Origin of the sequence: Nocardioides sp. OK12 (assembly GCF_024341885.1) — a bacterium.
In the GTDB taxonomy this organism is placed as follows: Bacteria; Actinomycetota; Actinomycetes; order Propionibacteriales; family Nocardioidaceae; genus Nocardioides; species Nocardioides marinisabuli.
Map to the genome: position 1 here is coordinate 355,513 of NZ_BNET01000002.1, position 22,029 is coordinate 377,541.

Annotated in this window: 29 protein-coding genes; 16 read left to right on the plus strand and 13 right to left on the minus strand. The window is 70.9% G+C overall.

The features are described from left to right. Positions 1-22: 22 nt before the first annotated feature. From OCU29_RS05835 to OCU29_RS05845, 3 genes are all read left to right on the plus strand, one after another. The gene (locus OCU29_RS05835; protein WP_179615278.1) at positions 23-448 is read left to right on the plus strand and encodes a Fur family transcriptional regulator; all 426 of its coding nucleotides are present in this window, start codon (positions 23-25) and stop codon (positions 446-448) included. Further along, positions 445-1,407, plus strand: a complete 963-nt coding sequence (locus OCU29_RS05840; RefSeq protein ID WP_261819156.1) for a folate-binding protein YgfZ — start codon at positions 445-447, stop codon at positions 1,405-1,407. The genes OCU29_RS05835 and OCU29_RS05840 overlap by 4 nt, the downstream gene beginning before the upstream one ends. 405 nt (positions 1,408-1,812) lie before the next feature. Then, positions 1,813-2,550, plus strand: a complete 738-nt coding sequence (locus OCU29_RS05845; RefSeq protein WP_261819157.1) for an alpha/beta fold hydrolase — start codon at positions 1,813-1,815, stop codon at positions 2,548-2,550. On the opposite strand, the gene mshD is transcribed toward OCU29_RS05845, so the two are convergent. Together mshD and OCU29_RS05855 are read right to left on the minus strand one after the other, a co-directional pair. Beyond that, positions 2,481-3,332 carry a mycothiol synthase gene (mshD, locus tag OCU29_RS05850; protein WP_179615281.1) on the minus strand — a complete coding sequence of 284 codons (852 nt, stop codon included), beginning with the start codon at positions 3,330-3,332 and terminating at the stop codon, positions 2,481-2,483. The genes OCU29_RS05845 and mshD overlap by 70 nt on opposite strands. A 10-nt stretch (positions 3,333-3,342) precedes the next feature. Continuing rightward, positions 3,343-4,092: a response regulator transcription factor gene (locus tag OCU29_RS05855; RefSeq protein ID WP_179615282.1), complete on the minus strand. Its 750-nt coding sequence runs from the start codon at positions 4,090-4,092 to the stop codon at positions 3,343-3,345. A 107-nt stretch (positions 4,093-4,199) separates the two neighbouring features. Here OCU29_RS05855 and OCU29_RS05860 point away from each other — a divergent pair, with 107 nt between their 5' ends. Next, a complete protein-coding gene (locus OCU29_RS05860; RefSeq protein ID WP_179615283.1) occupies positions 4,200-4,475 on the plus strand; it encodes a MoaD/ThiS family protein in 276 nt (91 codons plus the stop codon). Positions 4,476-4,482: 7 nt separating this feature from the next. Here OCU29_RS05860 and OCU29_RS05865 read toward each other — a convergent pair whose 3' ends face one another. The 3 genes from OCU29_RS05865 to OCU29_RS05875 all read right to left on the minus strand — a co-directional run bounded on the left by OCU29_RS05865 (position 4,483) and on the right by OCU29_RS05875 (position 7,303). Next, positions 4,483-5,931 carry an HNH endonuclease signature motif containing protein gene (locus tag OCU29_RS05865; RefSeq protein WP_261819158.1) on the minus strand — a complete coding sequence of 483 codons (1,449 nt, stop codon included), beginning with the start codon at positions 5,929-5,931 and terminating at the stop codon, positions 4,483-4,485. A 75-nt stretch (positions 5,932-6,006) separates the two neighbouring features. Further along, positions 6,007-6,726: a hypothetical protein gene (locus OCU29_RS05870; RefSeq protein WP_261819159.1), complete on the minus strand. Its 720-nt coding sequence runs from the start codon at positions 6,724-6,726 to the stop codon at positions 6,007-6,009. A 145-nt stretch (positions 6,727-6,871) separates the two neighbouring features. After that, positions 6,872-7,303, minus strand: a complete 432-nt coding sequence (locus OCU29_RS05875; protein WP_261819160.1) for an Hsp20/alpha crystallin family protein — start codon at positions 7,301-7,303, stop codon at positions 6,872-6,874. A gap of 169 nt (positions 7,304-7,472) precedes the next feature. Between OCU29_RS05875 and OCU29_RS05880 the strand changes: the two genes are divergently transcribed. Further along, positions 7,473-7,748 (plus strand): MerR family transcriptional regulator, encoded by a 276-nt coding sequence (locus tag OCU29_RS05880; RefSeq protein WP_261819161.1) that lies wholly within the window; start codon positions 7,473-7,475, stop codon positions 7,746-7,748. A 98-nt stretch (positions 7,749-7,846) separates the two neighbouring features. After that, positions 7,847-8,137 carry an HU family DNA-binding protein gene (locus tag OCU29_RS05885; RefSeq protein ID WP_219633554.1) on the plus strand — a complete coding sequence of 97 codons (291 nt, stop codon included), beginning with the start codon at positions 7,847-7,849 and terminating at the stop codon, positions 8,135-8,137. Positions 8,138-8,224: 87 nt separating this feature from the next. On the opposite strand, the gene OCU29_RS05890 is transcribed toward OCU29_RS05885, so the two are convergent. Together OCU29_RS05890 and OCU29_RS05895 are read right to left on the minus strand one after the other, a co-directional pair. Next, on the minus strand, positions 8,225-8,389 hold the full coding sequence (locus OCU29_RS05890) for a hypothetical protein (RefSeq protein ID WP_179615287.1): 165 nt from the start codon (positions 8,387-8,389) through the stop codon (positions 8,225-8,227). A 118-nt stretch (positions 8,390-8,507) separates the two neighbouring features. After that, on the minus strand, positions 8,508-8,708 hold the full coding sequence (locus OCU29_RS05895; RefSeq protein WP_261819162.1) for a hypothetical protein: 201 nt from the start codon (positions 8,706-8,708) through the stop codon (positions 8,508-8,510). Positions 8,709-9,056: 348 nt separating this feature from the next. Between OCU29_RS05895 and OCU29_RS05900 the strand changes: the two genes are divergently transcribed. Continuing rightward, on the plus strand, positions 9,057-9,383 hold the full coding sequence (locus OCU29_RS05900; protein WP_261819163.1) for a thioredoxin family protein: 327 nt from the start codon (positions 9,057-9,059) through the stop codon (positions 9,381-9,383). A 166-nt stretch (positions 9,384-9,549) separates the two neighbouring features. On the opposite strand, the gene OCU29_RS05905 is transcribed toward OCU29_RS05900, so the two are convergent. Both OCU29_RS05905 and OCU29_RS05910 read right to left on the minus strand, forming a co-directional pair. Beyond that, a complete protein-coding gene (locus tag OCU29_RS05905; RefSeq protein ID WP_261819164.1) occupies positions 9,550-10,416 on the minus strand; it encodes a hypothetical protein in 867 nt (288 codons plus the stop codon). Further along, a complete protein-coding gene (locus OCU29_RS05910; RefSeq protein WP_261819165.1) occupies positions 10,413-10,964 on the minus strand; it encodes a DUF6318 family protein in 552 nt (183 codons plus the stop codon). Before OCU29_RS05910 ends, OCU29_RS05905 begins: the two co-directional genes overlap by 4 nt. 199 nt (positions 10,965-11,163) lie before the next feature. Here OCU29_RS05910 and OCU29_RS05915 point away from each other — a divergent pair, with 199 nt between their 5' ends. After that, a complete protein-coding gene (locus OCU29_RS05915; RefSeq protein WP_261819166.1) occupies positions 11,164-12,762 on the plus strand; it encodes a sulfatase in 1,599 nt (532 codons plus the stop codon). A gap of 22 nt (positions 12,763-12,784) precedes the next feature. Here OCU29_RS05915 and OCU29_RS05920 read toward each other — a convergent pair whose 3' ends face one another. The 3 genes from OCU29_RS05920 to OCU29_RS05930 form a co-directional block, all read right to left on the minus strand. Further along, positions 12,785-13,627 (minus strand): hypothetical protein, encoded by an 843-nt coding sequence (locus OCU29_RS05920; protein WP_261819167.1) that lies wholly within the window; start codon positions 13,625-13,627, stop codon positions 12,785-12,787. Next, positions 13,624-14,178 (minus strand): DUF6318 family protein, encoded by a 555-nt coding sequence (locus OCU29_RS05925; RefSeq protein WP_261819168.1) that lies wholly within the window; start codon positions 14,176-14,178, stop codon positions 13,624-13,626. The genes OCU29_RS05920 and OCU29_RS05925 overlap by 4 nt, the downstream gene beginning before the upstream one ends. A 115-nt stretch (positions 14,179-14,293) precedes the next feature. After that, complete coding sequence (locus OCU29_RS05930) at positions 14,294-15,346, minus strand: GDP-mannose 4,6-dehydratase (RefSeq protein WP_261819169.1); 1,053 nt, start codon at positions 15,344-15,346, stop codon at positions 14,294-14,296. Positions 15,347-15,448: 102 nt separating this feature from the next. Here OCU29_RS05930 and OCU29_RS05935 point away from each other — a divergent pair, with 102 nt between their 5' ends. Further along, entirely contained in the window at positions 15,449-15,730 is a 282-nt protein-coding gene (locus tag OCU29_RS05935; RefSeq protein ID WP_261819170.1) for a hypothetical protein, read from the plus strand. Positions 15,731-15,734: 4 nt separating this feature from the next. On the opposite strand, the gene OCU29_RS05940 is transcribed toward OCU29_RS05935, so the two are convergent. Next, positions 15,735-15,974, minus strand: coding sequence for a hypothetical protein (locus OCU29_RS05940; protein ID WP_261819171.1), 240 nt, complete (start codon positions 15,972-15,974; stop codon positions 15,735-15,737). Between the two features lie 308 nt (positions 15,975-16,282). Here OCU29_RS05940 and OCU29_RS05945 point away from each other — a divergent pair, with 308 nt between their 5' ends. The 7 genes from OCU29_RS05945 to OCU29_RS05975 all read left to right on the plus strand — a co-directional run bounded on the left by OCU29_RS05945 (position 16,283) and on the right by OCU29_RS05975 (position 21,544). Then, on the plus strand, positions 16,283-16,777 hold the full coding sequence (locus tag OCU29_RS05945; protein WP_179615298.1) for a DUF4395 domain-containing protein: 495 nt from the start codon (positions 16,283-16,285) through the stop codon (positions 16,775-16,777). Between the two features lie 78 nt (positions 16,778-16,855). Next, positions 16,856-17,716: a sulfurtransferase gene (locus OCU29_RS05950; RefSeq protein WP_179615299.1), complete on the plus strand. Its 861-nt coding sequence runs from the start codon at positions 16,856-16,858 to the stop codon at positions 17,714-17,716. After that, a complete protein-coding gene (locus OCU29_RS05955) occupies positions 17,716-18,012 on the plus strand; it encodes a DUF1416 domain-containing protein (RefSeq protein ID WP_179615300.1) in 297 nt (98 codons plus the stop codon). The genes OCU29_RS05950 and OCU29_RS05955 overlap by 1 nt, the downstream gene beginning before the upstream one ends. Before the next feature lie 404 nt (positions 18,013-18,416). Continuing rightward, positions 18,417-18,935, plus strand: coding sequence for a hypothetical protein (locus OCU29_RS05960; protein ID WP_261819172.1), 519 nt, complete (start codon positions 18,417-18,419; stop codon positions 18,933-18,935). A gap of 13 nt (positions 18,936-18,948) precedes the next feature. Continuing rightward, on the plus strand, positions 18,949-19,257 hold the full coding sequence (locus OCU29_RS05965; protein ID WP_261819173.1) for a hypothetical protein: 309 nt from the start codon (positions 18,949-18,951) through the stop codon (positions 19,255-19,257). Next, positions 19,254-21,017 carry an alpha/beta hydrolase family protein gene (locus tag OCU29_RS05970; RefSeq protein WP_261819174.1) on the plus strand — a complete coding sequence of 588 codons (1,764 nt, stop codon included), beginning with the start codon at positions 19,254-19,256 and terminating at the stop codon, positions 21,015-21,017. Before OCU29_RS05965 ends, OCU29_RS05970 begins: the two co-directional genes overlap by 4 nt. After that, positions 21,014-21,544 carry a hypothetical protein gene (locus tag OCU29_RS05975; RefSeq protein ID WP_261819175.1) on the plus strand — a complete coding sequence of 177 codons (531 nt, stop codon included), beginning with the start codon at positions 21,014-21,016 and terminating at the stop codon, positions 21,542-21,544. Before OCU29_RS05970 ends, OCU29_RS05975 begins: the two co-directional genes overlap by 4 nt. The last annotated feature ends 485 nt before the right edge of the window (positions 21,545-22,029 follow it).

A 22,029-nucleotide genomic window follows, 5' to 3' on the forward strand; every position in this document is an offset into this window, starting at 1 on the left:
GCGGGGCGGGGTGGGCTGCGCGATGACCGACGACCTGCGGCGCCGCCTGGCCGGCAGCGGCTACCGGCTCACGCCGCAGCGCGAGCTGGTGCTGCGGGCGGTCGAGTCGCTGGGCCACGCCACGCCCGACGAGGTGCTCGCCGAGGTGCGCCAGCACTCCTCGGCCGTCAACGTCTCGACGGTCTACCGCAACCTCGAGGTGCTCGAGGAGCTCGGGCTGGTGCGCCACGCGCACCTCTCCGACCGGGCACCGACCTACCACTCCGTCACCGACCACGAGCACTTCCACCTGGTGTGCCGCACCTGCCGCCGGGTCGTCTCCGTCGGCGCCGAGGTCGCCTCGGTGCTGACCGGGCGCCTGGCCGACGAGCACGGCTTCACCGCCGACATCGGTCACCTGACCGTCTTCGGCACCTGCGCCGAGTGCGCACGAGAGGAGAACCCATGACCAGCCAGACCCACCCCCGCACCAGCCCCCTGCTCGACCTGCCCGGCGCGGTCGCCGGCAACGGCGTCGACGCCCCGGTGGCCGCCCACTACGGATCCTTCAACGCCGAGCAGCGCACCCTGGAGTCCGGGGAGGGCTTCGTCGACCTCTCCCACCGCGACGTGCTGCGCATCGAGGGCCCCGACCGGCTGACCTGGCTGCACGCGCTGACCACGCAGTACTTCCTCGACCTCGCGCCCAAGGTCTGGACCGACGCGCTGGTGCTCTCCCCGCAGGGCCACGTCGAGCACGCCTTCAGCGGGTACGACGACGGCGAGGCGTTCGTGGCGCACACCGAGCCCGGCGCGGCCCCGGCGCTGCTGGAGTTCCTCGAGCGGATGAAGTTCATGACCCGCGTCGAGCTCTCCGAGGTCACCGACGACCTCGCGGTGACCTGGCGCGCCTCGTCGACGGGCACGACCTACGAGCTGGTGCCCCGCGAGCAGCTGGCGGCGTACGCTGCCGCGGCCGGCCCGGCGTGCGGCATGTGGGCCTTCGAGGCGCTGCGCATCGCCCGCGGCGAACCGCGGCTCCTGATCGACACCGACACCCGCACCATCCCCAACGAGGTCGGCTGGGTCGGCCCGGCGGTGCACCTCGACAAGGGCTGCTACCGGGGCCAGGAGACGGTGGCGCGGGTGCACACCCTGGGCCGTCCGCCGCGCCGGCTGGTGCTGCTGCACCTCGACGGCACCGAGAACCGGCTGCCCGAGCAGGGCGCCGAGCTGAGGAACGGCGAGAAGGTCGTCGGGTTCGTCGGCTCCTCGGCCCGCCACCACGAGCTGGGCCCGATCGCGCTGGCGATGGTCAAGCGCAACGTGCCGGTCGACGCGACCCTCGAGGTCGACGCGATGCCGGCCGCCCAGGAGGTCGTGGTCGACCCCGAGGTGGGGCTGCACGTGCGTCCGAAGCTGCGCTGAGGCCTCAGGTCGAGCGGCGCCTGGAGTGCCGCTCGATGTGGGGGCAGCGGTCGCCGTACTTGCGGCGGCAGCGCACGGTGCGTCGCAGCTTCTTGAACACGTGGCGCCTCTCTCGGTCGTCCGAGACGGTGGGAGGGCGACGGTGACGACGCCCGAAGCGCTATTGAAGCGCCGGTCGGCGTCGCGTGGGTGGCCGACAGGTGACGGGTCTGGACCACCCGGGCCGTCATAGGGCACCCGCTGGTCTAGACCGCTGTGTTACAAACAGCGTCCGAACGTAAAGCGAATGGGTCGTGGCACGACCCTGACTTAGGCTTGAACCTGCCGCTGCACGACCTGTCTGCCCGCGAGTCGTGCTGTCTCGCCTGCTTGAAAGCTGATGTTGTGCATCCTTCCGCCGACGACATGTCGTCGACCGCCTCGAGCGGCGCGGGCGAGCCCACGCCCGGACAGCAGGCCGCCGACCCGTGGACCGCGCCCCCGGCGTTCCGGCGCTACCTGGGCGACCCGGGCGCGCAGGTGCACCTGCACGAGGCCGGCACGAGCGAGGGCGCACCCGTGGTGCTGCTGCACCGCGACGGCGGCACGGGCGAGGCCTGGGCCGACCTGATGGGCCTCGGCTCGTGGAGCGCGCGCCTGCTGGCCCCCGACCTGCCCGGCTGCGGGCTCTCCGACGCCGTCGAGGGCGGCGTCGAGGAGCGGGCGAGCCACCTGCTCGACGCGCTGCGGCGCTCCGAGCCCCGGGGCCTGCTGCTGGTCGCCGAGGGCGACGCCGCGTGCCTGGCGGTGGAGATGGCGCTGACCGAGCCCGGGGCCGTGGCCGGCCTGGTGCTGCTGGGACCCGTCGAGCAGACGGCCTGCGACGTGCTGGAGCGGCTGCGGCAGGTCACCGTGCCGGTGTGGGCCGCCGTGGGCGAGCGGCCCGACCACTCGGTCGAGCTCCCGGGCGCGCGCTGGCTGGTGCTGCCCGGGGTCGGCGACGAGCCGGTGACCGAGCACGCCGACCTGGTGCTCGACCTGGTGCACGGCGCGCTCGCCGAGCTCGTCCACCCGGTGCCCGAGCAGGCGGAGCCTCAGGCGGGGCGGCGGTACATCACGTGGGTGTCCTCCGAGGCGTGGGTGAACCCCAGCTTGTCGCGGTAGACGCGGATCGCGGCCGCGTTGTCGGACTCCACGTAGAGCAGCACCTCGTTGACCTGCAGGTCGGCGAGGTGGTGCAGGCCGGCGAGGGTGACCAGCCGTCCGAGGCCGGCGCCCTGGGCCTCGGGGTCGACCCCGACGACGTACACCTCGCCGAGCTCGCGCGAGTGCTGCTTGGTCCAGTGGAAGGCCAGCAGCCGGCCCTCGGCGCCCTCGGAGGTGTCGACGGCCAGGATCAGCCCGGCGGGGTCGAACCAGTGCTCGGCCATCCGCTCGGCGAGGTTGTCGGCGTCCATCGCCCCCTGCTCCGGGTGGGCGGCGAAGGCCGCGGCGTTGAGCCGCAGGACGGCCTCGGCGTCGTCGTCGGTGTAGGTGCGCAGCCGGACGCCCGGCGGCGGGTCGAGGCGAGGCAGCGGGATCGACGTACGACGGCGCATCACCCACAGCTCGCGCACCCGCTCGAAGCCGGTGCGCCCGGCCAGGTGTCGGGCGGCGGGGTGGTCGGCGTGCGACCAGGCCTCGAGCCGGGTGCCGGGCCCGACGTCACCGAGCAGCTGGTCGAGGAGCTTGGAGCCGAGCCCGCGGCCGCGGGCCTCGGGAGCCACGACGAGGGAGACCTGGTCGTCGACCAGGACCGCGACCGCCTCGCCCTCGACCCAGGAGCGGAACCGCTCGGGGTGGCGCAGCGCCATCAGGGTCGCCTCGTCGAGCGGGGCGGTGCCGTCGGCGGCCTCGGAGAGGGCCGCGACCCGTTCGATCTGCCGTGCGTGGTGCAGGGAGTCCATTCCCCTGACCTTAGCCCGAGGCGGGTTCGCTGACCCCGGCCTCGGTGATGGTGCGGGCGTCGGCCTCGGCGCGCGCGTCCTTGGCGGGCACCACGAAGCGGTAGCCGACGTTGCGCACGGTGCCGATGAGGGTCTCGTGCTCGACGCCGAGCTTGGCGCGCAGGCGCCGGACGTGGACGTCGACGGTGCGGGTGCCGCCGAAGTAGTCGTAGCCCCACACCTCCTGCAGCAGCTGCTGGCGGTTGAAGACGCGGCCGGGGTGCTGGGCCAGGTGCTTGAGGAGCTCGAACTCCTTGAAGGTCAGGTCGAGCGGGCGCTTGCCGATGCGCGCGGTGTACGTCGCCTCGTCGACGGTGACCTCGCCGGAGCGGATCAGGTGCGACTCGGGGTCGTCGGCCTCGATGCGCGCGGCGAAGCGGCCGATGGCGATCTTGATGCGGGCCTCGAGCTCGGCGGGGCCGCAGGTGTGCAGCACGACGTCGTCCATGCCCCAGTCGTGGCTGACCACGGCGAGGCCGCCCTCGGTGGCGACCAGCAGCACGGGCTGCTCGCTGCCGGTGGTGCGGATGAGGCGGCACAGGTCGCGGGCGTGGGCGAGGTCCTGGCGGCCGTCGACCAGGAGCAGGTCGACGTCGGGCGCCTCGAGCAGTGCGCTGCCCTCGGGTGGCAGCACCCGGACCTGGTGACCGAGCAGGGCCAGCCCGGGCAGCACCTCGGCAGAAGGCTGCAGGGCGCTGGTCAGGAGGAGAATCGTGCTCACGGTGGGTCCCTCCGGTGTGCGGGGGACCAGAACGCATCGTTGGGCTCCGGTCGGTGATCCGGGTTGAATACTACCGAAGCCCCGACCCGGCAGCAGGAGGAAGTCACGTGGTTGAGACGCAGGTGGTGCACGTGCACTACTGGGCCGGCGCCAAGCACGCCGCCGGCACCGGTGCCGACGAGCTCGAGGTCGACGGCGCCGTCAGCCTCGCCGAGGTCGTACGGCGCGCGGTCGCGCTGCACCCCGGCACCGACCTCGAGCGGGTGCTCGCGGTCTGCTCCGCGCTGGTCGGCGAGCAGCCGGTCGGCAGCCAGGACCCCGGATCGGTGCAGGTCGAGCCGGGCGCCACGGTGGAGTTCCTGCCGCCCTTCGCCGGCGGCTGAGCAGGGCTCAGCCCCGGGTGGTGCGGCGTGCCTTCAGCTCCCAGCCTCGGAGTGGGTGCTGGGTGAGGTGCCACCGGGGGTCGTGGGCGCGGTGGTGGTGCCAGGAGCAGAGGGGTATCGCGTTGTCGAGGTCGGTGTCGCCGTGGTGGGACCAGGCGATGAGGTGGTGGATCTCGGTCCAGGCGAAGGGTCTCTCGCAGGTCCCGATGGCACAGGTGTCATGGACGGGTGCCAGGGCTTTTCGTTGATGGTGAGTGTGGAGCCGTTTGGTCCGGCCGAGGTCGAGGGGCACTGATCGGGAGTTGAGGACGGCGGGGACGAGTCCGGCCTCGCAGGCCAGTCGGCGCAGGTCGCCGGCAGCGACCCGGGTGCCGGTGTCGAGCTTGGCGGTGCCGGTCTCGTCGGGTCCTCGCCAGTCGGGCCAGGCGGCCGGGTCGAGGTCACCGGTGGCGGCGAGGTCGCGGGTGAGGTCTTCGGCGGTCATGGTGACCAGGAGGGTCAGGGCGTTGGCGCCGTTCCAGCCGTCGGTGGGCAGGTGCTCGATGAGCTCGCACAGGGCATTGCCTGCGACCTCCCAGTCCGACAGGCCGTGGTCCGGCCCGGTGGGGGCGGACTCGTCGTAGCCGGAGATGTTCTCGCCCTCTGGGCCGGTACGCGCCTTGTTGAGGCGGCGGGGTGCCGACAGGGTCTCGATGGCGGTGCGGAGCAGGGAGCCGTGGAGCTCGGGGATGGTGAACTTGCCGGAGTAGGTGCCGTCGCCGTTGTCGTGCAGCGCGAGGTAGGTCTCGTGCTTGGCGCGGCGGGATTCGCGCCCGAGCATGATCGCTTCGTGCTTGTCGGCGAGGTCGCGGTCGATGACGTCGAGCATCCGCCTGGCGGCTTGGCGGAGGCGTTTGGGGTTCATGGGGCGCCCGGTGCGGGTGCCGATGCCGGTGGCTTTGTTGACCAGCACCTCCTCGGCGGCGGCGAGCTGTTCGGGGGTGGTCTCGAGGGGTGCTTGTTCGGCGGCGGCGACGATGATGCGGACCTGGCGGGTGGTGATCGCCCCGGTCGCGTACGCCGCACGGGCGTGGTGGTACTTGCTGCGCAGCAGCTCCGCGACCCGCGCACCACCGGCGAGCACCTCCCGCGACTGCCCGGTCAGGGCGGCGGCCCACGCGTCGGTGCCGGTGGCGGCCTCGGCATCGGCGACCTGGCGTCGTTCGGCCTCACCGAGCACCTCACCCAGCAGCGCGGACGCCTCAGCCTCCAGGCCCGAGAGGGCTTGAACCAGCACGGCGAGGTCCTCGACCGGTTGCCGACGCAGATCCCCGTCGCGTGCCGCCGCCATCGCAGCACGCGCGGCCGCGACCGCCGCCGCGACAGGACCCGACTCAGGTGCTGAGGAGAGGCCGGCGGGCACCCCAGGACCCGGGCCGGGGGCCCGGTCGCTGGTGGGGTGCTGGAGCAGCCTCATGCCCGCCATTCTCCCACGCGCGAGGCGCTTTGTCGAACATTTGTTCGACCCTGTGGAGGAGCGCCGAAGGGGAGGTCAGCCGTCGAGCAGGTCGGTGGCGGCGGTGCTGGTCCCGGTGTGGGCGCCGGTGCTCGTCCCTGGGCCGGAGGAGGTCTTGGCGTAGGCGTCCTCGAGCAGGCGGCGGGCCACGTCGCGGCCGCCCAGGCCGAAGGCGAGGGCCAGACCGAGCGCCAGTGCGCCCATGGTGGCGGCGAAGGCGATGGTGACGATGGCCTCCGCGATCTGGAGCTGGTCGAGGATCATGAAGAGCGCGATGACCATCACCAGTGCCGGCACGACGGTGGCTGCGATCCGGGCGCTCGGGGTCTCGCCCATCACCTTGCTGACAGCGCTGCCGGCGGCGCCGGCGAGCAGGGCGGCGATGACGAAGATGACGATGGCCACGATGACGTTGGGCAGGTAGGCCAGGACCTGGTTCATGAAGGTGGTGGCCGTCGGGATCTTCAGGGCGCCGATCGCGCTGGTCAGGAAGAGGATGAAGATCAGCCAGAAGACGACGGAGGCCAGGATCTTGCTGATGCTGGTCCCGGGTGCCATCCGTTCCACGTGGCCGTGGATGGCGGTGCGGCGCAGGTGCTCGTCCACCTTGATCCCGTCGAGGAGTTTGCGCACCACGGCGGCGACCACCCTGGCCACGATGTAGCCGATCAGCAGCAGCAGCAGGAAGCCGACGAGGTTCGGCAGGAAGTCGAAGAACCCGTCGAGGGCGGTCTGGAGGCTCTGCTCGATCTCCATGGCGATCTCCTCTGGTCACCCTCCCGGTCAGGGAGTGCTTCCATCCTGCGCCGGTGGCCACCGGTCCGGGGTGGGGCGTACCCAGAACCGGGCATGGCGAGGCGGCCGCCCCGACCCTCGGGGCGGCCGCCTGTGAGCGGGGTGGTCAGCTCTCGATCGCGGTGGTCTCGCGGTCGGACGAGCTCGAGCCGATCTCGATCTTGCGCGGCTTCGCCTTCTCGGCCACGGGCACGACCAGCCGCAGCACGCCGTCGTCGTACGTCGCCTCGATGCGCTCGAGGTCGAGGTTGTCGCCGAGGACTAGCTGGCGGCTGAACATGCCGGTCGGGCGCTCGGAGGCGAGCCGCTCCCAGTCGCCGTTGCGGGCGACGCGCTCGGCGCGCACGGTCAGGACGTTGCGCTCGACGTCGAGGTCGATGCTGTCGCGGCTGACGCCGGGCAGGTCCATCTCGATGACGAACTCCTCGCCCTGGCGCCAGGCGTCCATCGGCATGGCGGCCGGCCGGTTCGTCGTCCCCAGCAGCTGCTGGGTGATGCGGTCGAAGTCGCGGAACGGGTCGGTGGTGCGCAGCAACATGGGGTCCTCCTTGAGCTCATGTGGATGTGGATGTGGGTCCAGACGGTCTGCGTAAGCCCGCCGTACCTGTATCAGTGGTTACAGGTTTGTTGTAATCCATCCAGTAGGTCAGACTCAAGTCCCAGGGCTGAGAAAATTCTGAGAGTTCGGCGGCAGGAGGGTGGTGGCGATGGCGACGAACGCACGGGGCGTGTTCGCGATCTCGGTGGCGGCGCAGATGGTGCGCATGGAGGTGCAGAACCTGCGCGTCTACGAACGCCGCGGCCTGCTGAGCCCGGACCGCACCGAGGGCGGCACGCGGCTCTACAGCCAGGCCGACATCGAGGTGCTGCACCGCATCCGTGACCTGCTCGCCGAGGGGCTCAACCTGGCGGGCGTGGCTCGGGTGCTGGAGCTCGAGGAGGAGGTGCGCCGACTGCGCGCCAGGCTGGCCGCGAGGCGCTGATCGGCAAGAAAAACCGGGCGGAGAGCCGCCAGGTCGCGGTTTTGCGGGGTTTGCTGGTTAGGGTGCGGTGAACGACGGACCCCAAGACGAGCAACACGATGAAGGAGAACTGCATGAACAAGGGAGAGCTTCGCGAGACCGTGGCCAAGGAGACCGGGCTGACCGGTGCCGACGCCGAGCGTGCCGTCGACGCCGCGCTGTCGGCGATCGTCTCGGCCGTGGCCAAGGGTGAGCGCGTGAGCATCGCCGGTTTCGGCACCTTCGAGCCCCGTGAGCGTTCGGCTCGCGAGGGTCGCAACCCGCAGACCGGCGAGACCATGCAGATCGCCGCGACGACCGTCCCCGGCTTCAAGGCCGCGGCCGCGTTCAAGAAGGCTGTCGCCGGCTGATCGAGCCACTGACGCCACGAGGGCCGGGTTCCGCTGCTGCGGAGCCCGGCCCTCGTGTCTGTGCGCCGGCAGGCGGGGGGAGCCTGCTCAGGCGGCTGGTTGCACCAGTCGCGGACGCACCGGGGCGCGGCGTACGACGGGGGTGGATCGTTCGCCGCGACGCAGCAGCTGGCCGACGAGGATGCCGGCGAGCAGCGAGAAGGCCGCCCACACGAGGGCAGCGAGGATGACGAGGGCAGCGGTGGTCAGCACGGGTCTCCCTGGGGGGTGGGGAACGGCTCCTGTGTCCACTGTGCGCGCGGTGCGCCGTCGTGTCTGGGGGGTCGGCGGATCGCCAGCGGTGGACTAGACCAATGATGCCCTATCGGGCTCAGAGGTGGAAGTGCGTCCTGTCAGACTCCGGGCCGCCGGCGCAGTCGCGCAGGTTGTCGTGAGCCAGGGTGGTGAGGGCCTGCTCGGCAGGACCGGGGGTGTGGCCGTGACTGAAGGCGCGACCGATGGCCACGGCGAGCGGGAGCGGCGCCAGGCACCAGACGGTGGCGGCGAGCGCGGCGACGACAAGCTCCTGCATGTGAATCCCTCCCAGGGCTCCTGACACTTCTTATGCCCACTGTTCGAGACGCCAATCACATTCGGATGGTGAAGAAATCAGGTCGTCTGGACCTGTGGGTGGTGCGTGGGTGGTGCGGACTGGAATGTGCGGCTCTGATCGGCTGTTGTGGTCCGCGTGCCTACCGGACTGTGGATCGCCCTCGCTGCCGTCGCGATCGCCCTCGCCTTCGGCGCCTACCGTGCCGCGACCGACGGTCGTTTCCGCGGGACGCACCAGGTGAGGGGAGCTGCCGGCGGCGGGTCCGCTGCGTCGGCGGGCGCTGAGGCGGGCGCTGGCTCCGATGCTCCTGCGGCGGCCGAAGCGCCCGTGCGCACCGCCTGGGACGAGGTCCTGGCGGCCCTGCCGGACGCCGAGCTGGGGGAGCGCGCCACCTTCGTGCAGTTCTCCTCCGCCTTCTGCGCCCCCTGCCGCGTCACCCGGCGCACGCTGGGCGAGGTGGTCGAGGTGGTCCCGGGCGTCGCGCACCTCGAGATCGACGCCGAGCACCACCTCGAGCTCGTACGCCGCCTCGACGTCCTGCGCACCCCCACCACCCTCATCCTCGACAGCACCGGCCACGAGGCCACCCGTGCCGCTGGCGCCCCCCGCAAGGAGACCGTGCTCGCCACCCTCGCATCGGTCGTCGGCGACTGACCGCTGGCCGGAGCGGTGAGCTGGCAACCGTTCCGGGGTACGGGTCGGTTGCTGAGCCACCGCCGTTGAGGCCGGACCGGCATGGGCGGTGAGCTGACAACCGACCGGGCCTGACGTTCGGTTGTCAGCTCACCGCTGACGCGCATGTAGGGCAGGCCGCGGATGCTCAGTCGTACGAGACGAGCTGCGGTTGTGCGGTGCGGACCTGGAGGTCTTGGGCGGGGCTGGTCATGGTGACGGTGCCGTTGACGTCGCGCCAGGGTCCGTTGCCGAGGCGCCAGCGGGCGGTCCAGGTGGTGGTGAGCTGGAGGGTGACGGGGCCGGCCTGGGTGTAGCGGTGGGAGACGTAGGCGTCCATGGGGGTGCCGGGTGTCCAGGGTTGGCCGGGGTCGGTGGTGGTCTTGGTCTGGCCGTTGCCGAGGGTCCAGGTGAAGGTGGCGGGGGTGATGTCGAAGGTGATCTGGCGGCCCAGGAGCTGCACGGTCTCCTGGAACGGCTCGGCTTGGGTGTGGAGGATGGTGTCGAAGTTGACCAGGGTCTCTCCGCCGGGTGGCTGGATCTGCAGGGGTGCGTCGGGTAGCGGGATGCGGCGGAAGGCTTCGAGGATGCGGCCGGGGGTCAGGACGGGGGCCGTTGCCGCGGCTGGGTCGTTAGGTTCGACGCAGTGCTGTCCCGAGATATAGGTGTCTCCATCCGGCAGATGAGCCCAGACGTCGAAAAGGTCGCCGTCGTTGCCGCAAGTTTGCTGACTGCCGCACCCATAGAAATAGCCTTCGCCGGTGCCGCTGCCCCGTATGCACGAGGGATCGAGGGAGTACGTGATCTCACTGCCGCTCGACGAGTTGGTCGTGACCGTGCTGAGAGGATCGCTCGGCGCCATGGAATTGTTTCCGCACGTCGTCACGGCTGCGTAAGCGTCCTGGGCGGCCGTTGCCTCACTCACGCAGCCCGCGGCTGCCGCGGCCCGGGTGGGGGCAAAGGCAAGGACGCCGACGACCAAGAAGGTGACGGCGAGGGATCGGAAGAAAGTCACTCGACGATGTCCAGACTCATCATCGTCCAGCCGTCTTCGACCCAACGCACCTGAGCCGTGTAGGTGGACTCTCCGCCTGCGAACTGCTCGGTCTTGGCATCGGCGGATCGCTTGAGTCGCTGAGGACTCTGCGCGATGCGCATGCTGACTCGAGTGGTGGGCGAGGCGTCGTCAGCCGGAGTCGAGACCGACAGGACTCGCCAGCCCTTCGACTCGATGAAGCCGCCGTCGCTGTAGATGTCTTTGGTGAGCGCGATGTAGTTCTGACAAGTGGTGCACTCGGAGGAACTCGCGGCGGCCAGAGCCTCAGTGTCACCGGTCTGCTTGGACTGGTCGAACCAGCTGATCCACTGTTCCGCGAAGGCGATTACGCCCTCTTCGCTCTCCTTCTCCCACGGCTCCTTCTCGGCCGCAGCACTTTCGCTCGGTGACGAGGAGGAGCTGGGCGTCGCGGTCGGGTCGGCGACCTGCGGTTCGGGGTCGTCGCCGCAACCAGCGAGAGCGAGAACTGCCGCTCCGGCGGCGGCGTACGCGAGGTGTCGTCTCATGTGTCTGCTTTCCCGAGGGAGCGCCCTCCGGGACGGGGGAGGGCGCGATGTCACGGTAAAGACCTACCCACTTCGACGCCAGGTCTCACCCACAGGCTGTGGATGGTCGACGGCAGTCGACGTGAGGTGACGCACCACACGTCGCAACATCCTGGAAAAAATCGGCGGTAAGTAAAGGGGCTCGGCAGGGTTCTCCCTCGTGCTCCCCACCGCTACCGCCCGGCGCTTGCCGGTGCTGGCCCTTGCCGCCGTGCCCGTGCTCGCCCTCCTCGTCGGGGCGTCACCGGCCTCGTCCTACGACCAAGAACGGCAGGATGGCGCCGTCGTCCAGAACCGGGTCGGCGTCGTCGAGTCCGGTGAGGACTACGAGCCGCCGCTTCCGCCGGTGAGGCAGCAGGCTGCTGCGAACGCGCCCAACATCATCCTCATCACCACCGATGACCAGACGGCGTCCGACATGAAGTACATGCCGAAGACCCGCAAGCTGCTGGGCAAGCAGGGCGCAGAGTTCACGGACGCCATCAGCCCGCACCCCTTGTGCTGCCCCGCGCGAGCCGAGATCGTGTCGGGCCAGTTCGCGCAGAACAACGGCGTGCACTCCAACGGCGGCGCCTATGGCGGCTACCGGCGACTGAAGAACCCGCACGACACGTTGCCGAAGTGGCTCTACGAGTACGGCTACCACACCGGCATGATCGGGAAGTTCATCACGCACTGGAAGCCCAAGCGCGATGGGGTCCCCACGGGGTGGGAGTGGTTCGACGTGCCGCGCACCTCCGCGTTCGGCTACTACGACTTCAAGATGTTCACCCAGGGCGTGAAGCGTCGCTACAACGACGGCGTGGCCTACTCGACGACGTACGCCACGGAGCGGACCGTCGACCTCATCCACGACTGGGCGCCCGGGGAGTCGGCGAGCACCGACGACAAGCCGTTCTTCATCTGGACCTCGTACTTCGCTCCGCACGGCGAGTGCGGGGAGAGCACCTGCAAGGTCGGGCCGACTCCGGAGAGGAAGTACCGGAGTGCCCTCAGCCGGGAGAAGGCGCCCAGCCTGTCCAAGAAGTCCTACGACGCGCCGCTGCACAGGCCCAACCGCCTGATCGCCGGCAGCGACGTCGTCCCCCGGGGGAAGACCCAGAAGTTCTTCCTGGAGCGCATCCGGTCGTTGCAGAGCGTCGACGACGGTGTCGCCGAGATCGTGGCGGCGCTGCAGGCGACGGATGAGCTGGACAACACCTACATCGTCTTCACGTCCGACAACGGCTACCAGCTGGGGGAGCACCGCTACTCGGGGAAGATCCTCCCGTACGAGGAGTCGTTGCGCGTGCCGCTGCTGGTCCGCGGGCCGGGTGTGAAGCAGTCGCGGCCTGACGTGACCGCGACGACGGTGGACCTGGCGCCGACGATCATCGACGCGGCCGGGGCCAAGGCGGGCCGGGTCCAGGACGGACGCAGCCTGCTGCCGCTCCTGACCCGTGGGAAGAGGCCGGTCGGGGACACCGCCCTGATCCAGGCGGGAGCGAGGTCGGCCAAGGACGGCACCGGAGCCTGGATGTACCGAGGCGTGCGCACGTCGCGCTACACCTACACCAACTGGAAGGTCGCCTCGGGACCCGGGTTCTGGGAGCTCTTCGACCGCAAGACGGACCCGTTCCAGCTGCGCAACCTCGCCGGCGATGCCCGGTACCGGAACGTGCAGCGCGAGCTGGCACGGCGGCTCGGCGTGCTCAACGGCTGCCGGGGCACCAAGACCTGCTTCCGCGACTTCGGGCGGATGCCTGCACCTCGGGGGTGATCCAGGCCATGGCCGCGTGGGCTCAGTCGTAGGAGACGAGCTGGGGTTGTGCGGTGCGGACCTGGAGGTCTTGGGCGGGGCTGGTCATGGTGACGGTGCCGTCGACGTCGCGCCAGGGCCCGTTGCCGAGGCGCCAGCGGGCGGTCCAGGTGGTGGTGAGCTGGAGGGTGACGGGGCCGGCCTGGGTGTAGCGGTGGGAGACGTAGGCGTCCATGGGGGTGCCGGGTGTCCAGGGCTGGCCGGGGTCGGTGGTGGTCATGCTCTCGCCGTTGCCGAGGGTCCAGGTGAAGGTGGCGGGGGTGATGTTGAAGGTGATCTGGCGGCCCAGGAGCTGCACGGTCTCCTGGAACGGCTCGGCTTGGGTGTGGAGGATGGTGTCGAAGTTGACCAGGGTCTCTCCGCCGGGTGGCTGGATCTCCAGGGGTGCGTGGGGTAGCGGGATGCGGCGGAAGGCTTCGAGGATGCGGCCGGGGGTCAGGACGGGGGCCGTCGCCGCGGTTGGGTCGCCAGGTTCGATGCAGGTCGTGCCCTGAGCTGAGGTGCTCCCGTCGGGCAGCATCGCTTGAATAAGGAACAGCTCGCCATCAGTGCCGCATCGCTGCTGGCCTGCGCAACCGTAGAAACTATCGCCGGAGATGCCCTCGCCGCGTACGCAAACGGGGTCCAGAACGTAGGTGACGCCAATGTTGGTGGTGCTGTCGACCGGGTCGGCCACTGCGGTTTCTAGCAGCGACGCCGACTGGGTTTCCTCGGAGATCGCGACGAACTCGTTCTGCCCGGCGCCCACATCGGGCTCATCGGCGGTTGCTGACGTGACGCCGGAGAGGCTGCAAACGACGAAGAGAGCCGCGACCGTCCGTGTCACTGCGAGTCCCTCAGGAGTCGAGAAACTCTCCATGCGTCTTGCGTCCACTTGAGCTCGAAAATGTAGGGCTGCTCGGTGGGTGGCGCAGTCGAGGGCGGCACTCCTGTTCTCGTGATCGTCTGGGCGGGAACGCGCATGGTGCCCGTGACCGCCACCGTTCCAGCGGCCCCATCAGGCGCGGACCATGCTGGGTCCTGGAGCTTCCAGGGGTTTCCCTCGATAGTTCCGCCGTTCTTGTAGACGTCATCGATGAGGTTGATGAACGAGTCGCACGTATCGCATGAGGCCTGGCTGGCTGCCCTGAGAGCGTCGGTGTCTCCCGTTGTGAACGCAGTGCTGAACTCGGACACCCAACGCTCAGAGAAAGCAATGGCGCCCTCGGGGGTCTTCTCCTCCCACGGCTCCTTCTCGGCTGCAGCGCTCTCGCTCGGCGACGAGGAGGAGCTGGGAGTCGAGGTCGGGTCGGCGACCTGCGGTTCGGGGTCGTCGCCGCAGCTGGTGAGGGCGAGGACCACCGCTCCGGCGGCGGCGTACGCGAGGTGTCGTCTCATGTGCCTGCTTTCCCGAGAGAGCGCCCGCGGGACGGGGAGGGCGCGGTGTCACGGTAAAGACCTACCCACTTCGACGCCAGGTCTCACTTCGCGCCTGTGGACGACGCCGTACGGCTCAGAGCGTGGCGCTCGGCTCCAGGTAGGAGACCGCGTCCTCGACGCCGCTCTCGAGGCGGGTGATGTCGACGCGCACCATGTGCTCGATGACCTGCTCGAAGGTGACGCTGGGGGTCCACCCGAGCTGCTCGCGCGCCTTGGTGGGGTCGCCGACCAGGTCGGCGACGTCGGCTGGCCGCATCAGGGCGGGGTCCTGGCGCAGGTGCCCCTGCCCCGACCCCAGCCCCGCGGCGGCGAAGGCGACCTCGACCACTTTGGCCAGCGGGCGGGAGGTGCCGGTGGCGACGATGAAGTCCTGCGGGTCGTCGAGCTGGAGCATCCGGTGCATCGCGACGGCGTAGTCGCCTGCGAAGCCCCAGTCGCGGCGTACGTCGAGGTTGCCCAGGACCACCTCGTCGCGACGCCCGAGCGCGATCTCGGCGACCGAGCGGGTGATCTTGCGGGTCACGAACTGCTCCCCGCGCAGCGGGCTCTCGTGGTTGTACAGCGTGCCGGTGGCGGTGAAGAGGCCGTAGGACTCGCGGTAGTTGACGACGAGGTGGTGCGCGAACGACTTCGAGGTCGCGTACGGCGAGCGCGGGTGGTGGGGGGTGCCCTCGGTCTGGGGCTGCTGGTCGGAGGTGCCGAACATCTCTGAGCTCGACGGCTGGAAGAACCGGGGCGCCCACCCGTGCCGGTTGCGGAAGGCCACCAGCTCCTCGAGCATCCGCAGCACCGCCAGCCCGTTGGTCTCCGCGACCACCTCGGCGTGCCCCCACGACGCCCCCACCGAGGAGAAGCCGGCCAGGTTGTAGACCTCGTCGGGCCGCAGGCCCTCGAGCACCGCCGCCCAGCCCTCGTGGTCGCGCTGGTCGAGGTCGACCAGCTGCACGCCGTCGAGGTAGGCGTAGGCCCGCCCCAGCGTCAGCGGAGCCCAGCGGCTGCCGGGGCGCAGGGTGCCGACCACGTGGTAGCCGAGCGAGCGCAGGTGCCGCGCGAGGTAGACGCCGTCCTGGCCCGCGACGCCGGTGACGAGTGCGGTGCGCGGACGACCGGCGGGAGGGGTGCTCATGGTGCGACGACCCTAGCGGCGGGCTCGGGACGGCGTCCCCGATCCTGGTGACGTACGCCGTCACCTCGGCCGCCCGCTGCCCTGCGGGTGTCTCCTGAGCAGATGAGCCTGCTGCACCGAGCACCCGCGCAGACCTGTCCCCAGTGCGGCCACCCGCGGCTGGGCCCGGTGCAACGGGCGCTCGAGCCGCTGGTCTGGTCGCAGCACTGCTGCCACGTGCTGGTCGACGACCCGTGGTCGTACTACGGCGACGACGAGTGCGGCTGCTCCGGGGAGCTGCACCAACCCCGGTTGCTGGCGCACTTCAGCGCCCTGACCCACCTCGGACACCTCGGGCACCGGGGCCACGTGGGCCACTTCGGGCAACAGCGCCGCGAGGGCTGAGTGGTTACGCCTCGGCCAGTCCTTCGTGTGAGGCGCGCTCGGCGAGGTCGATGACCTCGGCGTCCTCGCGCCCGGGCAGCTCGGCGTAGACGCGCAGGTCGTCCTCGGGTGAGGCCTGGATCCAGATCCGGGTCGCCCCGGCGTCGGAGAGCACCTGCTCGACGCAGGAGAGCAGCTGGTCCTGCAGGCACAGGTCGTTGCCGGGGTGGAGCGTGAGGATGCGCCGCCCGGCGGACTCGGTCATGTCTGTACTAACGGGAGGGGTCGGCGCTCGTTACGCCGCAGTAACTGTCTTGGCATGTGGAACGGGTGTCCATTCAGTGAGATGCGATGGGGAATAGAACGCCGCTGGCTCCTATTGTCTCCTACATGACCACCACTTGGCTCACGAAGCGGCGAGCAGTCGACCACTGCCGCATGCGCTCGAGCCTGTGTCGGATGTCGTGACGGCGCTGCCTTTCCTCCTGCTCCTCTGAGCACGCGCAGCGCCGTGGCCGCGGCCCCTCTGGGCCGCCGTACCAGCCAGACCGGCGACGCCATCCCAGGAGAGACATGTCCAGCACCACCACCGAGCGCCCGCAGGCGCCCGTCACCACCGCCACCCGCCCCACGACCGGCACCGGCGCCCCCGCAGGCATCGACCCGCGCGGCCCGCAGTTCGCTGCCGGCGTCACCGCGCTGGTGCTCATCGCGATCCTCGGCCTCCCGCCGGTCGCGGCCCTGGTGCTGACGATCGTCCAGGCCTCGCTCTTCGCGCTCGGCGCCGCCCGCGGCGTGCAGCACACGCCGCACTCGTGGGCCTTCAAGCGGTTCATCCGGCCGCGGCTCGGCGCCCCCGACGAGCTCGAGGACCCGGCCCCGCCGCGCTTCGCGCAGAGCGTCGGGCTGGTCTTCACCCTCGTCGCGATCGCCGGGTACGTCGCCGGGCTCACCGTCCTGGCCCAGGTCGCGATCGGCTTCGCGCTGGTCGCCGCCACCCTCAACGCCGTCTTCCGCTTCTGCCTGGGCTGCGAGATGTACCTGCTCATCAAGCGCGCCACCGCCTGACCTCTGCACCGCCTCGCCCTTCCCCGCACGACCCGACCCCGGCGGCGTACGACTGCGCCTGCCAACGAAAGGCCCGACATGACCCGCGAGAACAGCCTCGTCACCACCCAGTGGGTGGAGGAGCACGCCCACGACGACAACGTCGTCCTCATCGAGGTCGACGAGGACACCACGGCCTACGACAAGGGCCACATCGCCGGCGCCATCAAGCTCGACTGGACCACCGACCTGCAGGACCAGGTGCGCCGCGACTTCGTCAACAAGCGCCAGTTCGAGGAGCTGCTCAGCGAGCGCGGCATCTCCAACGACGACACCGTGGTGCTCTACGGCGGCAACAACAACTGGTTCGCTGCCTACGCCTACTGGTACTTCACGCTCTACGGCCACGCCGACGTCAAGCTGATGGACGGCGGTCGCAAGAAGTGGGAGCTCGACTCGCGCCCGCTGACCGACGAGGTGCCCACCCGCGAGAAGACGACGTACACCGCGACCGAGCAGGACCGCTCGATCCGCGCCTTCCGCGACGACACCGTCGCCGCGATCGGCACCCAGAACCTCATCGACGTGCGCAGCCCCGACGAGTACGCCGGCCGGCTGCTCGCCCCGGCCCACCTGCCGCAGGAGCAGGCCCAGCGCGCCGGCCACGTGCCGACCAGCCTCAACGTGCCGTGGAGCAAGAACTGCAACGACGACGGCACCTTCAAGTCCGACGAGGACCTCAAGGCGCTCTACGCCGAGGTCGGCATCGACGACTCCAAGGACACCATCGCCCTGTGCCGCATCGGTGAGCGCTCGTCGCTGACCTGGTTCGTGCTCAAGGAGCTGCTCGGTCACCAGAACGTGAAGAACTACGACGGCTCCTGGACCGAGTACGGCTCCCTGGTCGGCGTCCCGATCGCGCTCGGCGACGAGCCCGGCTCGGCCGAGGGTGACGCCTGATGTGCGGCGCGACCCAGGGCGGGCTCTCGCTCGACGGCGTCGACGTGGCCAAGGAGGCCGTGGTGCAGGGCCAGGTGCTGCGCGACGGTGAGCCCGTGGCCAGCGCCTACGTGCGCCTGCTCGACCGCACTGGCGAGTTCACCGCCGAGGTCCCCACCTCCGCCACCGGGCACTTCCGGTTCTTCGCCGGCAACGGCGAGTGGACCCTGCGCACCCTGGCACCCAAGGCCGACCCCGTCGACCGCAAGGTCGTAGCCCAGGTCGGCCAGGTCGCCGAGGTCTCCATCAGCGTCTGAGCCACCCGGCACCCTGAGCAGCAGCGAGCCCCCGTGCAGCGGCACGGGGGCTCGCTGCGTCCCCGCCGACCCGGCGCAAACTTCGCGCCGACCCGGCGCAGATCTCGCGCCCACCCGGCCAGGACTTCGCGCCGACCTGGCTGCAAGGGCGACGTACGACGACCCGGTTGGTTCGAACCGGCCGGCTCGGCGTACGGCGGGAAGTGGCGCCGGCTCGGCGTGGGTCGTTGGTTGAGCAGCGAGGGCCGGAGGCTCGAGCGTCGCCGAAACCCGGTGAGCCCATGCGTACGGCGAGGATGGCGCGGTGCTCGCGGGGTCTCGACGACGCGCGTCGCTGGCGCTCCTTGCTGCTCGACCAACGGTGCCGGCGGTTACGGCGGTGGGGGAGCGGGTAAAGAGGGGTCGTGCCCGACGAGACCCCGACGGACCCCGCTGCGACCGACCCGTTCTGGGCGCCGGTACGCCGCCGGCACCCCGACGTCGACATCGTCATGCTCCCGCCGGAGCAGCCAGAGCAGCCGGCGTCCGAGGCGCCCGCACCCGAGGCGACCGAGCCGTTCGACCCGGCGGAGGTCGAGGAGCCCTCTGACAACCTGGTGAGCGCCCTGTGGCGGGCGGCGGTCGGCGACACCGTCCCCACCGAGCGCGAGCAGCGCTGGGTCCAGGACCGGGTGCAGACCACCTGGACCCACGAGACCGGTGACCCGCTCGACCCCGCCACCGCGCAGGGCGTCTTACGCCGCCTGGCTGACGTCCTGGAGCAGGACGGGTATGAGGTGCTCGCGCCCCCGGACGGGCTGCCCCGCGTGCAGGCCGGGAAGCCCGACGGGCTGAGCCGCGCCGAGGTGCTGCTGCTCGTGGTGCCGGAGACCGGGCGGCTGGTGCTGCGGCACCGCTCCGGCGCGTGGCCGGTGGCCCCGTGAGCGAGGTGGACCAGTGAGTCACATGGGGCTGGAGTACAACGCGCTGCGCGCCGGCAGCGAGCGCTGGTCGAGCCTGGGCGAGCTGCTCGAGGAGACCGCCAGGGACTTCGGCAGCGCCCCCACCACCGGGCTCGCGCCGGAGGTGCAGGGCGCGGCGCGGGCGTTCCTGAGCGCCTGGGAGGGCTACGCGGGCGAGAGCGCCGCGATCGTCGAGGGCTTCTCGACCGCGCTGGAGGAGGTCGCGGCCCGCACCGCCGCTACCGACAGCAACACCCAGGGCGAGATGGACGCCCTCGACAGCCGCCTCGGGCCGGCCCGATGACCACGATCACCGTCCCGGCCTCCGAGCCGGAGATCCGCGAGCCCGAGGGCAGCCCGGCCGGCGCCGACCAGCTCGCCGAGCGGCTCTTCACCGCGGTCGGCCGCTACGACGAGGTCGCCACCGAGGCCGGCCACCTCCAGTCGCTGCAGGGCTGGTGGGGCGAGGCCTACGACGCCTACCGCGGGGCCGCCTCCCGCGCCGGCGACGAGCACGACGCGATGGCCACCACGCTGCGCCGGGTGACGCGGGCGGTGGCGGCGTACGCCGACGACCTGCGCGCCCACCAGGGCGTCGCCGACGACCTGGTGAGCCGAAAGGGCGACCTCGACGCCGACCGCAGCGGCCTGGTCGCCGACATCAACGCGATCACCGACGCGACCCCGCAGGACGTCGAGGTGCTGCGCGCCCGCGCCGCCGACCTGCGCCTGGCCTACCGGCGCCTCGTCGAGGACCACGCCGACCTGCAGCGCGCGGTGCGGGAGAACGAGCAGCGGCTGCGGCAGGCGTTTGAGGCCGGCACCAGCCTGCGCAACGCGCTCTCGGCGACCGGTGGCGCCAGCGACGCCGCCGTCGAGGCGATGAACCGGCCCGGGGCGCCCGGCAGCGGCGCCACCCCGAGCGAGGTGCAGCGCTGGTGGGCCGGGTTGAGCGAGGCGCAGCAGCAGGCAGCGCTGGCGGCGTACCCCAGCCTGCTCGGTCAGGCCGACGGCCTGCCGGCGTCGGTGCGCGACGAGGCCAACCGCCTGCTGCTCGACGACGACCTGGCCACGCTGGCCGCCCAGCGCGACGACGGCACACTGAGCCCCGAGGAGGCGCAGCGCCTGGCCAACGCCGAGGCCACTCAGGAGGCGCTGACCGACGCCGACGGCTTCGAGGACCCGACCACCGGTGAACGCCCGGGCGGGCGGCTGTGGCTCTACGACCCGGGCGCCTTCGACGGCGACGGGCGGGTCGCGGTGGCGATCGGCGACCTCGACACCGCCGCCGACATCGCGGTCTCGATCCCGGGCATCACCACCGAGACCACCGACGTGGCCGGGGGCGTCAGCGACGCGATCAACCTCTACGAGGCGACCCGCTTCAACGGCGACGGCTCGAGCGTGGCCACCATGTTCTGGCTGGGCTACGACACCCCCGAGAGCGCCATCGACATCGACACCATCACCCGCGGACGCGCCGAGGACGGCGGCGAGCGGCTCGCCGACGCCATCGACGGCCTGCGCGCCTCCCGCCCGGGTGACGCCGCGCACCTCACCGTGATCGGCCACAGCTACGGCTCGACCACCACGTCGTACGCCGCCACCGACCACGACCTGGCCGCCGACGACGTCGCCCTGATCGGCAGCCCCGGCGCCGGCCCGGCCGAGACCGCCGACGACTTCAGCCCCGGCGAAGGCAACGTGTGGGTGGGGCGCAACAGCCGCGATGCGGTGGGGTTCTTCGGCGACGAAGGCTGGTGGCACAACCCCGGCGGGCTGGGCGTCGACCCCTCCTCGGAGGACTTCGACGCGAACCGCTTCGAGGCCGAGTCGGTGCTGCGCAGCGACCACCGCAGCTTCGCCGACCACAGCCGCTACTACGACCACGACTCCGAGTCGCTCTACAACCTCGGGCGCATCGTCGACGGCCAGCACGACGCGGTCAACTCGGGTGACCAGACCTACGACCCGTGGTGGCGCTGGGCCGACGACCCCGAGGGCGAGCGCGAGCCCAGCGGCAACGTGCCCGGCCGCTCCGACACCACCCAGGACCGGCCATGAACCGCCTTCCCCTGACCGCCATCGCTGCCTTGGTGCTGCTCGCCGGGTCCGCCTGCGGCATCGACGATGAGGAGGCGCTGGACGACCTCGAGCAGCTCTCCGGGCAGGTGCTGACCACAGGCGGCGAGGTCGTCGATGCCCTCGAGGAAGCCGGGCTCGAGGTCGAGAGCGCCGTGGGCCAGGGCGACTACTGCCAGATGGAACCCGCCCCCGGCCTCACCTTCCTCCTCGGCGGGTCGGTGTCAGAGACCGAGGCGTACGCCGAACAGCACGCCGTCGCGCTCGAGGCCCTGCAAGCCGACGGTTGGGAGGTCACCGACGAAGGCGAGTACGCCCAGCGCGGCGAGCGGCCCAAGCCCTACTCCCGCCTGTCCCGCGACGACTACCGGCTCTCCCTCGACAACACAGTGCGAGAGGGCTCCGACGCCCTGGTCTTCGGGCTGCGCCGCGACGACGACTGCATCCGCGTCTCCGACGGCAGCGTCCAGTTGCCCGACGACCTGAAAGAGATTCCGTTCGTGGAGTAGGCCCACGTGGTTGAGGAGGGACGCAGCCTCGTCTCGAGATCACTAGCAAAGGCCGCGCCTAGTTCGCGTCAAGTGCCCAGGTCGCGATCCAGTTCGCTCGGTGAACGACCACGAAGACCACCGCGGAGTGTTGCGACAGGCATCGCGCTGCTCCTCCTCAGCGGTGCGTTCGCTACCTCGGCTACGACTACTCCGTTCGACACCTGGACCGGAGTCTTGCTCGCGCGCCGCACAAGGCCACCGTCGGCGACAAAGTCCGTGTCGTGGTCAACCCCAGGGCTGACGGACCCGCCGAGGGCCCCCTTGCACCGGTGACCTGGTTCTGATCGTGAGGGACGAGGCCAGGACCGTGGTCGCGTCCGCTTGAGACCGGTCCAGGAGCGTGACCGTCGCCTCCAATTTGCGAGGGCCGAGACCGCGGCATCCGGTAGCCAACTGCAATCCTGGGGAGAGGGTCCGAGCAGCGAGGCGCGTGGGGAAGGGTG

Excerpts from the sequence above, each read along its gene's own strand:
- OCU29_RS05835 (WP_179615278.1), top strand. The coding sequence starts at position 23 with ATGACCGACGACCTGCGGCGCCGCCTGGCCGGCAGCGGCTACCGGCTC.
- OCU29_RS05840 (WP_261819156.1), top strand. The coding sequence starts at position 445 with ATGACCAGCCAGACCCACCCCCGCACCAGCCCCCTGCTCGACCTGCCC.
- OCU29_RS05845 (WP_261819157.1), top strand. The coding sequence starts at position 1,813 with ATGTCGTCGACCGCCTCGAGCGGCGCGGGCGAGCCCACGCCCGGACAG.
- mshD (WP_179615281.1), bottom strand. The coding sequence starts at position 3,332 with ATGGACTCCCTGCACCACGCACGGCAGATCGAACGGGTCGCGGCCCTC.
- OCU29_RS05865 (WP_261819158.1), bottom strand. The coding sequence starts at position 5,931 with ATGAGGCTGCTCCAGCACCCCACCAGCGACCGGGCCCCCGGCCCGGGT.
- OCU29_RS05870 (WP_261819159.1), bottom strand. The coding sequence starts at position 6,726 with ATGGAGATCGAGCAGAGCCTCCAGACCGCCCTCGACGGGTTCTTCGAC.
- OCU29_RS05875 (WP_261819160.1), bottom strand. The coding sequence starts at position 7,303 with ATGTTGCTGCGCACCACCGACCCGTTCCGCGACTTCGACCGCATCACC.
- OCU29_RS05880 (WP_261819161.1), top strand. The coding sequence starts at position 7,473 with ATGGCGACGAACGCACGGGGCGTGTTCGCGATCTCGGTGGCGGCGCAG.
- OCU29_RS05885 (WP_219633554.1), top strand. The coding sequence starts at position 7,847 with ATGAAGGAGAACTGCATGAACAAGGGAGAGCTTCGCGAGACCGTGGCC.
- OCU29_RS05895 (WP_261819162.1), bottom strand. The coding sequence starts at position 8,708 with ATGCAGGAGCTTGTCGTCGCCGCGCTCGCCGCCACCGTCTGGTGCCTG.
- OCU29_RS05910 (WP_261819165.1), bottom strand. The coding sequence starts at position 10,964 with ATGAGACGACACCTCGCGTACGCCGCCGCCGGAGCGGCAGTTCTCGCT.
- OCU29_RS05925 (WP_261819168.1), bottom strand. The coding sequence starts at position 14,178 with ATGAGACGACACCTCGCGTACGCCGCCGCCGGAGCGGTGGTCCTCGCC.
- OCU29_RS05930 (WP_261819169.1), bottom strand. The coding sequence starts at position 15,346 with ATGAGCACCCCTCCCGCCGGTCGTCCGCGCACCGCACTCGTCACCGGC.
- OCU29_RS05935 (WP_261819170.1), top strand. The coding sequence starts at position 15,449 with ATGAGCCTGCTGCACCGAGCACCCGCGCAGACCTGTCCCCAGTGCGGC.
- OCU29_RS05940 (WP_261819171.1), bottom strand. The coding sequence starts at position 15,974 with ATGACCGAGTCCGCCGGGCGGCGCATCCTCACGCTCCACCCCGGCAAC.
- OCU29_RS05945 (WP_179615298.1), top strand. The coding sequence starts at position 16,283 with ATGTCCAGCACCACCACCGAGCGCCCGCAGGCGCCCGTCACCACCGCC.
- OCU29_RS05950 (WP_179615299.1), top strand. The coding sequence starts at position 16,856 with ATGACCCGCGAGAACAGCCTCGTCACCACCCAGTGGGTGGAGGAGCAC.
- OCU29_RS05955 (WP_179615300.1), top strand. The coding sequence starts at position 17,716 with ATGTGCGGCGCGACCCAGGGCGGGCTCTCGCTCGACGGCGTCGACGTG.
- OCU29_RS05970 (WP_261819174.1), top strand. The coding sequence starts at position 19,254 with ATGACCACGATCACCGTCCCGGCCTCCGAGCCGGAGATCCGCGAGCCC.
- OCU29_RS05975 (WP_261819175.1), top strand. The coding sequence starts at position 21,014 with ATGAACCGCCTTCCCCTGACCGCCATCGCTGCCTTGGTGCTGCTCGCC.